Below are 14,974 nucleotides of genomic sequence, written 5' to 3' on the forward strand. Positions count from 1 at the left end.
AATGTTTGGCTTCGGACCCACGCGGCCCAAAATAAAAGGTGTTGTAGTATAAAGCGTTGCCCGAGGTGTGCAAGAGGCAAATGCCGGCGTAGGCGGCGCCCTCGGTATTACAAACAAAAGTGGTGAGGAGTTTCGCGCGTGCGCGTATTGGCAATCGAGAGTTCCTGTGACGAGACCGCCGTGGCCCTGTTCGATGGCCGCAGCGGTAAGTTGCTGGCCCACCGTGTCCATTCCCAGACGGACGTGCATGCCGAGTATGGCGGGGTGGTGCCGGAGCTCGCCGCCCGCGATCACATGCGGCGCCTGCCCAGTCTGACCCGAGCGACGCTCACGGATGCGGGTGTTGGATATGACGCCATCGATGCGGTCGCCTACACCGCCGGCCCGGGTCTGGCCGGGGCCTTGATGACGGGGGCGGCGTTTGCCAAGGGTATTGCCGCCAGTCGCCGGGTGCCAGCGCTCGGCGTCAATCACCTGGAAGGGCATATTCTGGCGCCGTTGCTGGGCGATGATCCGCCGGCATTCCCTTTTCTCGCCTTGTTGGTGTCCGGCGGTCACAGCCAGCTGATCGAGGTGCGCGAGGTGGGTGACTACCGGCTGCTGGGAGAGAGCATCGACGATGCGATCGGCGAAGCGTTCGACAAGTCGGCCAAGCTGATGGGGCTGGGCTACCCTGGTGGCGCGGCCCTGTCGCGACTGGCCGAGCAGGGTGACCCGACCGCGGTGCCGTTCACCCGGCCGATGGTCAATCGTCCCGGCCTGGACTTGAGCTTCAGTGGGCTGAAAACTGCGGTAGCCAACGCCATTGCCGCCGGTCATGCCCACGAGGACGTCGCGGCCTCGTTCGAGCGGACGGTGATCGACACCCTGGTGATCAAGCTCACGCGGGCGCTGGATCAAACCGGGCTGGATCGGCTGGTGGTCGCCGGTGGGGTGGCGGCCAATCGTCCCCTGCGTCAGCGACTGGTCGAGATGATGGCCGAGCGGGGTGGGGCGGTGCATTTCCCCGCGATCGAGTTGTGCACCGACAACGCGGCCATGATCGCGTTGGCGGGGTATCGTCGGCTCGCCGCCGGCGAGCGCGACGCCCTGCCGGGCTTTCGCGTGCGGGCCCGCTGGCCACTGGCCGAGCTCGAATTGCCCCGTATGCTCGACTCCGCGGTGCCCGTCACTCCTTGATCGACGACTCGGATTTCTCGCCGATGCGCGGCTCCTCGCCGCGCACCAACCGGCGGATATTGCCGTGGTGGCGCAGGATGAGCAGCAGGGACATCAGCGAGATCGCCAGGGCGATGAACGGTGGTGCGAGGAAGGTGGCCAGGGTCGCTGCTACCACCGCGGCAAACAAGGCGGACAACGAGGAATAGCGTGTCGCCCAGGCCGTGCTCAGCCAGCCAACGATGGCGACCAGCCCGATCAGTGGCGCCATGGCGAGGATCGCGCCAGCGGCGGTCGCCACGCCCTTGCCACCCTTGAAACCGAAGAACACCGGATAAAGATGCCCGAGGAAGGCGAACAGGCCGGCTGTGCCCATCGCCGCGTCTCGCGAGGCGTCATCGACGGCGATTCCGGCGACGATGACCGGAATCAGGCCCTTGAGGAGATCGCCGACTAACGTGACAATGGCCGCCTTCTTGCCGCCCAGGCGCAGGACGTTGGTCGCGCCCGGATTGCCCGAGCCGGCCGAGCGCGGGTCCGGCAATCCCAGCAGGCGTGCCGTGATTACCCCGGTGGACAATGAGCCGACCAGGTAGGCGGCGACGGCGATGATGAGCAGAAGGGGCCAGTCGAGGGCAGTCAATTGCTGAATCCGGGGTTTGAATGGGAGCGTCATTATCACGGTCCGCCGGCTTGCCCGCAAACCACGGCGACTCGATGGGTGGCTGAATATGCGGTGCCGGGGCGCGAGGGTGATGCATGATGCTCGATGACCTCTCCGCCAGGCCCGCCTCGGTCGGGCTGGTCGCCGGCTGGTCCTTTCCGGCAACGGTGTTTGATCCGCTGGTGCGCCAGCTGCCCGGTGATGAGGTGGTGGCCTTTGACTGGTCGACGTTTTCGTCCGACTGGCTTGGCCGGGGTCAAGAAGAACGCGCGGTGCCGGGCTTGGGCCCGGCGGTCTGGGTCGGCTGGTCGTTGGGTGGCTCGTTGCTGCTCGAGGCCGTGCGTCGGGGCCGTATTCGGCCCGCGCGGCTGGTGTTGATCCAGGCCACGCCGCGTTTCCTGGCGGAGGATGGCTGGCCCGGAGTGAGTCTCGGCGATTGGCAGGGCTTGCGGCGAGCGGCGGGGCGGCAGCCTGTCGCGGCCGCCGCCGCCTTTCGGCGTCGTTTTGATCTCCCGAACGAGCCTGCCCCGAGCGCGCAGCTGGCCGCCACTGAGGGGCTCGACTGGCTGGCCCGACTGGACCTTCGGAGCCAGCTTGTCTCCATCGAAGTGCCCGTCGACATCTGGCTGGCGCCCGACGACCCGCTGGTGCCCGTCGACTGGCCGAAGCATCTCGAGCTGCCGGCTCATGTGCATGTGCATCGGTTCGAGCAGGGTGGGCACGCCGAGTGGCTCGACCATGCGGCCTCCCTGGCGCGCTCATTGGTTCGCCCGCTCGCCGATGATCCGGGTGCCCGTTCAGCGCGTTGAGCGACGCGCTTTCCCAAGCATCCCTTCCGATCCGCTGCGCTCCATACACAAGTCAACCGTGAGTGACTCTCTACTAGATATGTCTGCCTTGCCCTCCTTCGACCTGCGCCGCGTCCGTGATCGTTTCAACCGCGCGGCGGCCGACTACGACCGGCATGCGGCCGTCCAGCACGAGATCGGACGCCGCCTTGATGAGCGGTTCGGTTGGTTGAAGCTCGATCCGCAACGGATTCTCGACCTGGGATCGGGGACAGGGCAGATGGTGCGCGCCATGCGCGAGCGCTACCCGCATGCGGACGTGGTGGGGCTCGACCTGGCCGACCGTATGCTGCACCACCTGCCCCGACGCCGCTGGTGGTCGCCGCACCGGGCGGCGGTCGCCGCCGACATGCATGCCTTGCCGTTCGCCGGCGGCAGCATGGACGTGGTGGTCTCCAATTTTGCCGTGCAGTGGAGCGATCGGCCCGCAGCCCTGTTCGGCGAAGTGGCCCGGGTGAGCGCCTCGGGCGCCCCTTTTGTCTTCACCACGCTGGGGCCGGACAGTCTTCAGGAAATCCGGCGCGCCTGGGCGGAGGTCGACCCGACTCCCCATGTGCACCAGTTTCTCGACATGCACGACCTCGGTGACGCGCTGGTCTCGGCGATGCTGGCCGATCCGGTGATGGACCGCGAGACGGTCACGGTTACTTACCCCACGGTCGATGCCCTGCTGGCCGATCTGCGGGGGGTCGGGGTCGGTAATACCCAGGCTGGGCGGGCCGCCGGGATGACCGGCCCCAAGGCCTGGCGGCGGTTCCGGGAGGCACTGGCTGCCCAGGCGGTCGACGGTTGCATCCCCCTGAGTTACGAGATCGTCTACGGCCTGGCGTGGGGGACGGGGGTCTCGCCGATGGCCGATGGGGCGCATGGCATCGTGGCGGCCGGCTGAGAGCGCGCCATGCCGCCTGTGGCGTTTTTGCAACAGATAAAACTTACGCGTTGAGCAATCAGCTTTGCTTATAGGCGGGCGAAATGGCCGCTAACTGCTTGAAAGCGCGTTCTGCGGGCGCGTTTCGGCCGAGTAAGTTAGTAAATTCATAGGTTTTTGTCGGCAGGGGATTCGATTATGATTGCCGCCCGAGAAAAAGGGTCTGGCCGCCGCGGCCGGGATGAACCTAAAAGTCTGGAGGGGTCACGATGTCCACCAATGCAGTGCCGGTAGCTACCGAGCAGTACAATTACGGCATCGTCAAGAAATTCGCCATCATGGCCATGATTTGGGGCGTGTTGGGGATGCTTGCCGGTGTCTATATTGCCAGTGAGCTGGCATGGCCGTTTTTGAACTTCAATATCGCCGAGATCACCTTTGGTCGTCTGCGCCCCGTGCACACGACGCTGGTGATCTTCGGCTTTGGTGGCAGTGCGTTGTTCGCGACGTCCTACTACATCGTGCAGCGCACCTGTCAGGCGCGCCTCTGGGGTGGCAAGCTGCTGCCCGAGCTGACCTTCTGGGGCTGGCAGCTGGCACTGGTTCTGGGCGTGATCACCTACATGGCCGGCTACACGCAGGGCCGTGAGTACGCCGAGTTCGTCTGGCCGATCGATCTGCTGATCACCGTGGTCTGGGTAATCTACTTTGCCGTCTACGCCATGACCCTGGTCAAGCGCAGCCAGCCGCACATCTACGTGGCCAACTGGTTCTTCATGGCGTTCATCCTCGCCACCGCGCTGCTGCACATCTTCAACAACCTGGCCGTGCCGGTTTCCCTGTTCAGCCTGGAGTCCTACTCGCTGTTTGCCGGCGTACAGGACGCGATGACGCAGTGGTGGTACGGCCACAACGCCGTCGGCTTCTTCCTGACAGCCGCCTTCCTCGGCATGATGTACTACTTCGTGCCCAAGCAGGCCGGTCGCCCGATCTACTCCTACCGTCTGTCGATCGTGCACTTCTGGGCGCTGTCGTTCCTCTACATGTGGGTCGGCGCCCACCACCTGCACTGGACCGCGCTGCCGGACTGGGTTTCCACCCTGGCCGCGACCTTCTCCATCCTGCTGCTCCTCCCCTCCTGGGGCGGCATGATCAACGGCATCATGACCCTCTCGGGTGCCTGGGAGAAGCTGCGCACGGATCCGATCATGCTGTTCTTGATCACCGCGCTGGCCTTCTACGGCATGTCGACCTTCGAAGGTCCGATGATGTCGCTCAAGTCGGTTAACGCCCTGTCGCACTACACCGACTGGACCGTCGGCCACGTTCACTCCGGTGCGCTGGGCTGGGTCGCGATGATCACCATCGGCTCGTTCTATCACCTGATCCCGCGGCTCTGGGGTACGACGCTGTACTCGACCAAGCTGGTGTTCGTCCACTTCTGGCTGGCCACCATCGGCGTGGTGCTCTACATCGTCGCCCTGTGGGTCGCCGGTATCGGTCAAGGCCTGATGCTGCGTGCCTTCGACCAGTACGGCAACCTGGCCTACACCTTCATCGAGACCGTCTCGTTCCTGCACATCCCGTATGTGGTACGTGCCATCGGTGGTGCCTTCTTCCTGACGGGCATGCTGCTGATGTCGTACAACATCTACAAGACGATCTCGGGTGCCCGTCAGCCGGCATCCGATGAAGCCCGCGACGCCGCCGTGGCTGCCGCCGCACGCTAAAGGATTGAGGTTAGGTGAATGAAACACGAAAGCATTGAAATCAACTCCGGCCTGCTGATCGTCCTTACCCTGGCGGTCATCAGCATCGGGGGGCTGGTCGAAATCGTCCCGTTGTTCCACATCGAGGAGACGGTCGAGGAAGTGGACGGTGTCCGTCCCTACACCCCGCTGGAACTGCGTGGTCGGGACATCTACGTCCGTGAGGGGTGCTACACCTGTCACTCGCAAATGATCCGTCCGTTCCGTGACGAGCAGCTGCGCTACGGTCACTACTCGCTGGCCGCCGAGTCGCAGTACGACCATCCGTTCCAGTGGGGCTCCAAGCGCACCGGTCCGGACCTGGCTCGCGTCGGTGGCAAGTACTCCAACGAGTGGCAGACCCAGCACCTGGTCGATCCGAAGTCGCTGGTGCCGGAGTCCATCATGCCGGGCTACCCGTGGCTGCTGGAGGATGACTTGGACTACAGCCAGATCGAGAACCGCATGGTCGCACTCAAGCGTGTCGGCGTGCCGTACTCGCAGAGCCAGGAAGAGTACGACGCCAACGTCGAGCAGTTCGGTGCCGAGATGGCCGAGAAGCTCCACGTCTCCAACGCCACCGAGGTTCTGGAAAGCCAGGCCGGTGCGGAGAACTGGGACGGCAATCCGGACCGCATCACCGAAATGGACGCCCTCGTGGCCTACCTGCAGATGCTGGGCACGATGGTCGACTTCTCCAAGTATGAAGACGGCCACTTCAACCAGTTCCGTTGATACTTGAAACCGCCACCTTCGAGGTGATCTCTTGATTGGCGATATCTTTGCGTGGTTGGGCGACATGGAGAACAGCAAGCCGTTGGCGCTGATTCTGTTCTTCAGTACGTTCGTCGGCATCATCCTGTACGTCTACACCGGCAAGAAGCGCAAGCAGCGGCTTGAGTCGTACAAGGACATCCCCTTCATGGACGACGACGAGCTCGACCCTACGCGGCAAAAGAAACAACAGGTGAAGAAAGATGAGTCAGCAAACGGAAAATAAGCAGGGGCAGGTCGAGACCACCGGGCACGTCTGGGACGGCGATCTGCGCGAATACAACAACCCCTTGCCTCGCTGGTGGCTGTGGGCGTTCTACATCACCATCGTTTTCTCGGTGGTCTACTGGATCCTCTATCCGGCGTGGCCCTATGGCGACAGCTACACCAAGGGCATCAACACGGTCGAGTACACCGTGGAAAATGAGCAAGGTGAAGAGGAGACCGTGAGCGAGCACTGGAACACCCGTGCCCTCTTTACCCGCGACATGCAGTCCAGCCCGTCGGCCCTCGCCCAGGAAGAGTGGGTCGGCAAGGTTCAGGACATGAGCTTCGAGGAAATCGAACAGGATCCGGATACCCTGCAGTTCGCCATGTCGATGGGTAACTACACCTTCGGTGACTACTGTGCCGCCTGTCATGGCGCCGGCGGTCAGGGCAAGATCGGCCTGTTCCCGAACCTGGCTGACAACGCCTGGTTGTACGGCAACTCCTACGAGACCATCGTCGACAAGATCAACAACGGTATCCAGGGCAACATGCCGGCCCAGAACGTCGCCGACGACAAGATCGACGACCTGGCCAAGTACGTCCTGAGCCTGTCCGGCCATGCCGAGATCAGCGGCGAGGCGGCCAGCCGCGGCAAAGAGGCCTTTGCCAGCTGTGCCGGTTGCCACGGCGCCGAAGGCAAGGGCAACGAGGCCATGGGCGCGCCGAACCTGACCGACGCCATCTGGGGCGTTGCCGACGTGCCGGGCTGTGGCGATGACACCGCCTGCAAGGTCGACGAAATCAAGCATGTGGTCAACAACGGCATCCAGCGCGAAATGCCGGCCTTCGGTGATCGTCTGACCGAGACCCAGGCACGCATGCTTGCCATCTACGTCCGTCAGATGGGTGGCAACTGATCGCTCACCGCGACTGAAGCTGACCATCACATTGAAAAGCACCGGCCGTTGGCCGGTGCTTTTTTTGTTTTGGGGGCGTTCTATGGGGGCGTGCCCGCGTCGGGCGGACGGCGATGCAGGGTGATTGGTCGCCCACCGAAACGCCCATACCACCGCCAATTGCTCATCGGCTCGTCGGGTGGCTGATTGTCGGCGCCGCCAACGTAGGTCGACTCCCTCTGGACGGGCTCGGGGCAGGGAGTGCCGTCGATTTGGGGTCGGATGTCCGGGTGTTTATCTTGGGTTTAGAGAAAAACCCTATGGGGGATAAGATATTCCCCCGCGCATCCATTCGGAGACCGACAGATGGCTCAGCACGACGACCCGAGCTACCCGGCTGACACCCTGTATCAGGCCCGCGAGCCGATCCACCCCAAGGCGATTCACGGCCGGTTCCGCCGGTTCAAGGACATCGTCCTGTTGGTGGCCTACGGGGTGTTCTTCCTGTTGCCGTGGGTGCGCTGGGAGCGGGGTGTCGGGCCGGATCAGGCCGTCATGTTCGATATTCCATCGCGTCGCTATTACCTGTTCGACCTGGTCATTCATCCGCAGGACATGTTCCTGCTGGCAGGTTTCCTGATCCTGGCGGCGTGGCTGCTGTTCTTCGTGACCGGCCTGGTTGGCCGGGCATTCTGTGGGTATTTCTGTTTCCAGACCCTGTGGACCGACGTGTTCATGAAGGTCGAGGCGCTGGTGCAGGGTGATCGCAACAAGCGCATGCGACTCGAAAAGCAGTCCTGGAACGGGGAGAAGATCGCCAAGAAGGGGCTGACGGTGGTCATTTGGACGCTGATCGCGTTCTGGACCGGCTTTACCTTTACCTCCTACTGGGCCGACGCGCCGCAGCTGTTCGTCAACTTCTTTACGCTCGATGCGGCGAGCGCGGCCTACATCACCACCGGGATCCTCACCGGCACGACGCTAATCTTCGCCGGCTTCGCGCGTGAGCAGGTGTGCATCTACATGTGCCCCTATGCCCGCTTTCAGAGCGTGATGTTCGACAAGGAAACTCTGGTGGTTTCCTACGACGTCAAGCGCGGTGAGGGCGAGGCCGGCCGTGCACCGCTCAAGCAGGGCCTGATGACGCTCGAGGAGCGGCATGCCCAGGGTGTCGGCGACTGCATCGACTGCAAGCTCTGTGTGCAAGTCTGCCCCACGGGGATCGACATTCGTGACGGGCTCCAGCTCGAGTGCATTTCCTGCGGGCTGTGCATCGATGCCTGTGACCAGATCATGAGCAGGCGTGGCTGGCCGACCGGCCTGATCCGCTACGCTTCGGAGATGGAGCTCGACACCGGTGAGAAGCCCAACCTGCTCAAGTTCCGCACCATCGGTTACGGCATCGCCACCTTGGCGGCCACTGTCCTGTTGCTCTACGGTATATTCGCCCGGGCGCCAGCCGACCTGAGTGTCCAGCAGGTGCGCCAGCCGCTGTTCACCGTGCTTTCCAGCGGCGATATCCAGAACAACTACAACGTCAAGATCAACAACAAGCTGCAGGAACCGCTCGATTTCAAGCTGGCCGTCGAGGGACTGCCCGAGGCTCGCGTGAGCGTGGTGGGGGATTTCGGCTCGCTGGATGTGCCCGCCGACGAGTCACGCAAGTACCTGGTGCATGTTCGTGCCCCGCGGGATGTCCAGTGGGAGCGTCGCGAGATACAATTCATCCTGACCGAACAGAACGGACGCATCGAGCCACTGGAGCACGATGCCAGCTTCGTTTACCGCTGATCGTCACCGCCCTTTGCCCGCGTCGTTCCGGACGGCGGGCGGGGCCAACACCCAACCGGATTCCTGACCATGGCTGTATTGCTGCCTGCCGGGCTCGGCATGACCATCATTCCGATCCTTTTCTTCCTGCTGCGCTGGCGTTTTCCCTCGGCCGGTCGCCAGATCGCCTTCATCCTGGGCGTGCTGGCGCTGGCCGCCTATGCCCCCTACGCCATCATCAACTGGCCGGGGCTGGATGTCGTGGCAATGGTGGCGGCGATCCTGGTGATGACCGCATTCATCCTCGGCCTGATCTCGCCGCCGAAGCATGCCGACTCGCACAAGATGGCCTTTCACGGCGGTCCGGCGACCATCATTGCCTTCTTCGCCGTGATCATCCTGCTCGACTCGATCTTCCTGACCATCGCGACCACCGGCCTGAGTGAAAACGTGGCGCGCCAGATTCTTCCCGAGCCGCAGGGCGGTCCGGTGGCCACCTCCTATTTCCCTGGCACGGTCGCCCACGACTACCAGGAAAAGGTACGGGCCTTCGAGGCCTATGACGCGGCCCGCGAGGAGCAGTCCGAACGCGGCTGGCAGATTCGCCGCGGCTGGGTTGGCGAGCCGGTGGTCGATCAGTCGACTCCGTTCCGTGTCCAGGTGCTCGACCGCAACGGCGAGCCGGTCACTGGGGCGTCGGTCGAGACGCACTTCCTGCGTCCGTCGAGCCAGGGGCTGGATTTCGTCGAGGGCATGAGCGAGGTCGAGCCGGGGGTATACGAGGCCTCGGCGACACCGACCCGGCCCGGGCGCTGGGAGGTCATTGTCGAGATTCGTCGCGGCGAGGATCGCCACCAGCTGCGGGGCTCAACCGACGTGGCTGGCTCCTGATCCCCGGTGACCGCCTGATGCGCCTGTTCGCACGATGACGGCCGATCCAATGAACGAGACGCGCCCCGAGGCCGCGACGCCGGACAGCGCCGCGGCCTGTTTCCATTGTGGCCTGCCCGTGCCCACCGGGGCGGACTACCGCACGCGCGTGCTCGGCGAGCAGCGCGACATGTGCTGCCCGGGTTGCCAGGCGGTCGCCCAGGCGATCGTCGAGGCCGACATGGAGGAGTACTACCGCCACCGCACCGAGGCCTCGCCGCGTCCTGACGACGACCTCGAGCGCGTGCTCGAGGAGCTGGCGATCTACGACCGCCCCGAGATGCAGAAATCGTTCGTCGCCAACCGCGACGGCGATCGGCGCGAGGCATCGCTGATCCTCGAGGGCATTGTCTGCGCGGCCTGCATCTGGCTCTCCGAGCGTCACGTGCGCCAGCTGCCCGGGGTGGAATCCTTCTCGGTGAACTTCACCACCCATCGTGCCCAGGTGGTCTGGGATAACACCCGGGTACAGCTGTCCGAGATCCTGCGGGCGATCGCCGCGATCGGTTATCGCGCCTATCCCTACGATCCCGATCGCCAGGATCGCGTCTACCGGCGCGAACGCCACGACATGATGCGTCGCCTGGCGGTCGCCGGGCTGGTCTACCTGCAGGTGATGATGATCTCGCTGTCGCTGTATTTCGGCGACTTTCTCGATCTGTCCGAGGACCTGCGGTACTTCTTCTGGTGGGTCAGCCTGGTGCTATCGACCCCCATCGTGCTCTATTCGGGGCAGGCATTCTTCCGGCCGGCGTGGCGAGACTTGAAGCAGCGACGCGTGAGCATGGACCTGCCCGTGTCGATCAGCATCCTGCTGGCCTATAGCGGCAGCGTCTACGCGGTGCTGACCCACAGCGGCGAGGTCTACTTCGACTCGGTCACCATGTTCATCTTCCTGCTGCTCGCCGGGCGGTTCCTGGAGCAGGGCGCGCGCCACAAGGCCGGCGAGCTGGCCGAATCACTGAACAAGCTGGTGCCGCAGGTTGCCAATCGCTTCGAGGCCGACGGCTCGGTGGCGGTGATCCCGGCCTTCGATCTGGTGCCCGGTGACCGCATCCTGGTCCGGCCCGGCGGACCGGTACCGGCCGATGGGGTGGTGATCGAGGGCGAGAGTGGCGTCAACGCCTCGATGCTCACCGGCGAGAGCCTGCCCGAGTTCAAGCGCGCCGGGGACCGAGTCTCCGCCGGTACCGTCAATACCGAAAGCCCGCTGGTAGTCGAGGTCGACAAGGTTGGCCAGGACACCATGGTTTCCTCGATCGTCCGCCTGATCGACCGGGCCCAGTCGCAGAAGCCAAAGATCGCCGAGACGGCCGATCGCTTCGCGCGCAAGTTCGTCATTGGTCTACTGATTACCACGGCGCTCGTGACGGCCGCCTGGCTGGTGATCGACCCGTCACGGGCGTTCTGGATCGCGGTGGCGATTCTCGCCATCACCTGTCCCTGCTCGCTGTCACTGGCCACGCCCGCGGCGATCGCCGTGGCGGTGGGGCGCCTGACCCGTTCGGGCCTCCTGGTCACCCGGGGGAGGGCGCTGGAGGGGCTGGCGCGGGTCACCCACGTGGTGTTCGACAAGACCGGCACCCTGACCACCGGCGAGCTGATGGTGCGCGACATGGAGCCACTTGCCGATGTCGACTCGGCGCGCCTGGCGGACATGGTCGCAGCCCTCGAGCAGTACGCGGACCACCCGGTCGGTCGGGCGCTCGCCGCCTGGGGCAACGAGCACGCGCACGGGGGCGTGCCGGCGGTCACGGAGGTCGAGAGCGCCAGCGGGCGAGGCGTGAGCGGGTATGTCGACGGTGAGCGCGTCGCCGTCGGCAACGCCCGCCTGATGGATGAGCTGGGGGTCGCCCTCCCCGAGCGAGAGGCTGCCGTCGACGAGCTGGTGGTCTGGGTGGCGCGCGGCCCGACGCTGATTGCCCGCGCGGTGCTGACCGACCGGTTGCGCGACGATGCCGCCGAGGTAGTCGAGCGGCTCAAGGGGCAGGGGGTCTCGGTGTGGCTGCTATCCGGCGACCAGCCGGACCGGGCGGCCATGATCGGGCAGTACCTGGGCGTGGACCACGCCGAGGGTGGCCTGTTGCCCGAAGACAAGATGGAACGCGTCGCCTCGCTGCAGGCCGGCGGCGGGCGGGTGCTGATGGTCGGTGACGGGGTCAACGACGCGCCGGTGCTCGCCTGCGCGGACGTCTCCATGGCGATGGGCGGCGGCACGGCGGTCGCCAAGCACAGCGCGGACATGGTGCTGCTCAACGACCGGGTGGCCGAGACGGCTTTCGCGGTGGGTTATGCCCGGCGGACCATGGGCGTGATCCACCAGAACCTGACCTGGTCTGTCTGGTACAACGCGATCGCCATCCCGATCGCCGCGCTGGGCTTAGTTCAGCCCTGGCTTGCGGCGATCGGCATGTCGGTCAGCTCGATTGCCGTGATTGGCAATGCCCTGCGCCTGCGACGAGGCTAGGGCGGAGTAGCTACTCGAGTTGGGGACTTAACCCCCCATGCTGTGGATGTATTGGTTGAGCTGGGCAACGTCGGTGCTGGTGCGTCGGTAAAGATGATCGAGGCTGACGATCGCGTACTCGAGCAGCAGCACGGTGAACACCGGGTGCTCGAGGCGCAGGCGGTTGTACTTCTCGCGCGGCAGGCGGAGCAGTCGCACCGACGAGCGGGCCCGCATGCGCACATTGCGTGGCTGGCGATCGAAGAAGCTCATTTCGCCGAGCATCTCGCCGGCGTGGATCTGGCCGACCGGCACCTCGTTGGTGGTCGGGCCGACGATCAGCTCGGCCGTGCCGTCGAGCAGGAAGTAGAGCGACTCGCCCACTTCACCGATGTCGGCGATGATCCGGCCGCGCTCGATGATCTCGAAATCGCAGAAGTCGAGAAACGCGCTGACCTCGGCGTGGGTCAGGATCTGCGTGTCGACGTGGCGGGCGAGAAAGTCGACCAGGGCGTCGCGGTCGTTGTCGGTCATCATCACGTGAGTGCTCCCATGCCGGTTGCGGGAAATTGAATGCCTCCATTGTCGCGAGCCGGCGGGGTTTTGTCGATCCTCTGGCCGCAGCGGGTTGCCATGACGCGGATTCATGCCGTTGTTCAATACCGCTCCCATGCACCGGGCAGGCGACCGGCCGCAACATGCTAGAATTCGCGGCATTGTTCGGTCGCCCGCGCACGCGCTGGGGCGGCCGCTTGTGTTTCGCGGCCTCGAGGCGTCGAGGTCGTCCCGGATTTGATTTTCACCTTTGTCAGGAGCCGACTCCATGTTTGCCAAGTCCATGACCATCGCGGGCTACGACCCGGAACTTGCTGATGCGATCAACGCCGAGGTGCGCCGCCAGGAAGATCATGTCGAGCTGATCGCCTCGGAGAACTACGCCAGCCCGCGCGTCATGGAGGCCCAAGGCTCCGTGCTGACCAACAAGTACGCCGAAGGCTACCCGGGCAAGCGCTACTACGGCGGCTGCGAGTTCGTCGACGTGGCCGAGCAGCTGGCGATCGATCGGGTGAAGGAACTCTTCGGCGCCGACTACGCCAATGTCCAGCCGCATTCGGGCTCGCAGGCCAACGCCGCGGTGTTCCAGGCACTGGTCGAGCCGGGCGATACCGTGCTGGGCATGAGCCTGGATGCCGGCGGTCACCTCACCCACGGTGCCAAGCCCAACTTCTCCGGGCGCATCTACCACGCCGTTCAGTACGGTATCGATGCCGAGGGCTACGTCGACTACGACGAGGTCGAGCGCCTGGCCAAGGAGCACAAGCCGAAGATGATCATCGCCGGCTTCTCCGCCTACTCGCGCGTGCTGGACTGGGCGCGTTTCCGGGAGATCGCCGATGCGGTGGGCGCCTACCTGATGGTCGACATGGCCCATGTCTCGGGGCTGGTGGCCGCCGGTCTCTACCCGAACCCGGTGCCGCACGCCCACGTGGTCACCTCGACCACGCACAAGACCCTGCGCGGCCCGCGCGGCGGCATCATCATCGCCAAGGCCAGCCCGGACCTGGAGAAGAAATTCCAGTCGCGGATCTTCCCGGGCACCCAGGGTGGTCCGTTGATGCACGCGATCGCCGGCAAGGCGGTGGCCTTCAAGGAGGCGCTGGAGCCGGACTTCAAGACCTACCAGCAGCAGGTGATCGACAACGCGCGCACCATGGCGCAGGTGTTCGTCGATCGCGGCATCGATGTCGTCTCCGGCGGCACCGACAACCACCTGTTCCTGGTCAGCTTCGTCAAGCGCGGCCTGACCGGCAAGGCGGTCGACGAGGCGCTGGGTCGGGCCCACATCACGGTCAACAAGAACGCCGTGCCCAACGACCCGCAGTCGCCGTTCGTCACCTCGGGCATCCGGGTGGGCACCGCGGCGATCACTACCCGCGGCTTCGGCGTCGACGAGTCCCGCGATCTGGCCGGTTGGATGTGCGACATCATCGACGACATCGAGAACGATGCGGTGATCGAGCAAGTGCGCGAGAAGGTCACCACGCTCTGCCGTCGCCTGCCGGTCTACGAAGCCAACCAGGCCTGATCGGCCGATTCGGGGCACGGCATGCGCTGCGCGATCTGTGGCAATGACGACACCCGCGTGATCGACTCGCGGGCGATCGACGCCGGCGAGGGTATCCGTCGCCGGCGCGAGTGTGCCGCCTGCGGCCAGCGATTCACCACCTACGAACGGGCCGATCGGCAGATGCCGCGGGTGGTCAAGTCCAACGGCGCGCGTCAGAACTTCGACGATCGCAAGCTGCGCGACGGCCTGATGCGCGCGCTGGAAAAACGTCCCGTGCCGACCCGCCGGATCGAGGAGGCGATCGAGCAGATCGAACGCCAGCTCAGGAGTCGCGGCGAGCGCGAGATCCCCGCTCGCGAGATCGGCGACATGGTGATGGCGCAACTGCGCCGGCTCGACCACGTCGCCTACATCCGCTTTGCCTCGGTGTACCTGAGCTTCGACAGCGTCGAGGCCTTCCGCGACGCGATCGAATCGCTGGCCAACGACGTCATCAGCGACCCGGATCACCAACTGCCCCTGATCGGCGATGCCAACTGAGGTCGCCGACCGGCGCGCGTCCCACGAGGATCGGCCCGTGTCCCACCAGGATCG

14 protein-coding genes are annotated in these 14,974 nt (G+C 64.8%); 12 read left to right on the forward strand and 2 right to left on the reverse strand.

Going from position 1 to position 14,974, the window contains the following annotated elements; all coding sequences use genetic code 11:
- Positions 1-138: 138 nt before the first annotated feature.
- A complete protein-coding gene (gene tsaD / locus VWP12_RS04530) occupies positions 139-1,179 on the forward strand; it encodes a tRNA (adenosine(37)-N6)-threonylcarbamoyltransferase complex transferase subunit TsaD (RefSeq protein WP_125199565.1) in 1,041 nt (346 codons plus the stop codon).
- On the opposite strand, the gene plsY is transcribed toward tsaD, so the two are convergent.
- Positions 1,169-1,834, reverse strand: coding sequence for a glycerol-3-phosphate 1-O-acyltransferase PlsY (gene plsY / locus VWP12_RS04535; protein ID WP_410474797.1), 666 nt, complete (start codon positions 1,832-1,834; stop codon positions 1,169-1,171). The two genes, tsaD and plsY, sit on opposite strands and share 11 nt — an antisense overlap.
- Positions 1,835-1,917: 83 nt before the next feature.
- Between plsY and VWP12_RS04540 the strand changes: the two genes are divergently transcribed.
- The 9 genes from VWP12_RS04540 to VWP12_RS04580 all read left to right on the forward strand — a co-directional run bounded on the left by VWP12_RS04540 (position 1,918) and on the right by VWP12_RS04580 (position 12,333).
- Positions 1,918-2,631: an alpha/beta fold hydrolase gene (locus VWP12_RS04540; RefSeq protein ID WP_410474798.1), complete on the forward strand. Its 714-nt coding sequence runs from the start codon at positions 1,918-1,920 to the stop codon at positions 2,629-2,631.
- Positions 2,632-2,710: 79 nt separating this feature from the next.
- Positions 2,711-3,559 (forward strand): malonyl-ACP O-methyltransferase BioC, encoded by an 849-nt coding sequence (gene bioC, locus VWP12_RS04545; protein WP_410474799.1) that lies wholly within the window; start codon positions 2,711-2,713, stop codon positions 3,557-3,559.
- 248 nt (positions 3,560-3,807) lie between these two features.
- Complete coding sequence (ccoN, locus tag VWP12_RS04550; RefSeq protein WP_410474800.1) at positions 3,808-5,268, forward strand: cytochrome-c oxidase, cbb3-type subunit I; 1,461 nt, start codon at positions 3,808-3,810, stop codon at positions 5,266-5,268.
- Positions 5,269-5,286: 18 nt separating this feature from the next.
- Positions 5,287-6,021, forward strand: a complete 735-nt coding sequence (ccoO, locus tag VWP12_RS04555; RefSeq protein ID WP_410474801.1) for a cytochrome-c oxidase, cbb3-type subunit II — start codon at positions 5,287-5,289, stop codon at positions 6,019-6,021.
- 31 nt (positions 6,022-6,052) lie between these two features.
- Entirely contained in the window at positions 6,053-6,286 is a 234-nt protein-coding gene (locus VWP12_RS04560) for a cbb3-type cytochrome oxidase subunit 3 (protein ID WP_410474802.1), read from the forward strand.
- Entirely contained in the window at positions 6,264-7,187 is a 924-nt protein-coding gene (gene ccoP, locus VWP12_RS04565; RefSeq protein WP_410474803.1) for a cytochrome-c oxidase, cbb3-type subunit III, read from the forward strand. The genes VWP12_RS04560 and ccoP overlap by 23 nt, the downstream gene beginning before the upstream one ends.
- Before the next feature lie 345 nt (positions 7,188-7,532).
- Positions 7,533-8,957 carry a cytochrome c oxidase accessory protein CcoG gene (gene ccoG, locus VWP12_RS04570; protein ID WP_410474804.1) on the forward strand — a complete coding sequence of 475 codons (1,425 nt, stop codon included), beginning with the start codon at positions 7,533-7,535 and terminating at the stop codon, positions 8,955-8,957.
- Between the two features lie 69 nt (positions 8,958-9,026).
- Entirely contained in the window at positions 9,027-9,827 is an 801-nt protein-coding gene (locus tag VWP12_RS04575) for a FixH family protein (RefSeq protein ID WP_410474805.1), read from the forward strand.
- 49 nt (positions 9,828-9,876) lie between these two features.
- Positions 9,877-12,333, forward strand: a complete 2,457-nt coding sequence (locus VWP12_RS04580; RefSeq protein WP_410474806.1) for a heavy metal translocating P-type ATPase — start codon at positions 9,877-9,879, stop codon at positions 12,331-12,333.
- A gap of 27 nt (positions 12,334-12,360) precedes the next feature.
- On the opposite strand, the gene VWP12_RS04585 is transcribed toward VWP12_RS04580, so the two are convergent.
- A complete protein-coding gene (locus VWP12_RS04585; protein WP_125199575.1) occupies positions 12,361-12,849 on the reverse strand; it encodes a Crp/Fnr family transcriptional regulator in 489 nt (162 codons plus the stop codon).
- A 286-nt stretch (positions 12,850-13,135) separates the two neighbouring features.
- Between VWP12_RS04585 and glyA the strand changes: the two genes are divergently transcribed.
- Both glyA and nrdR read left to right on the forward strand, forming a co-directional pair.
- On the forward strand, positions 13,136-14,398 hold the full coding sequence (gene glyA, locus VWP12_RS04590; RefSeq protein WP_410474807.1) for a serine hydroxymethyltransferase: 1,263 nt from the start codon (positions 13,136-13,138) through the stop codon (positions 14,396-14,398).
- 21 nt (positions 14,399-14,419) lie between these two features.
- A complete protein-coding gene (gene nrdR, locus VWP12_RS04595) occupies positions 14,420-14,920 on the forward strand; it encodes a transcriptional regulator NrdR (protein ID WP_410474808.1) in 501 nt (166 codons plus the stop codon).
- The last annotated feature ends 54 nt before the right edge of the window (positions 14,921-14,974 follow it).

This window comes from Guyparkeria sp. TX1 (assembly GCF_046523965.1).
Taxonomy (GTDB): Bacteria; Pseudomonadota; Gammaproteobacteria; order Halothiobacillales; family Halothiobacillaceae; genus Guyparkeria.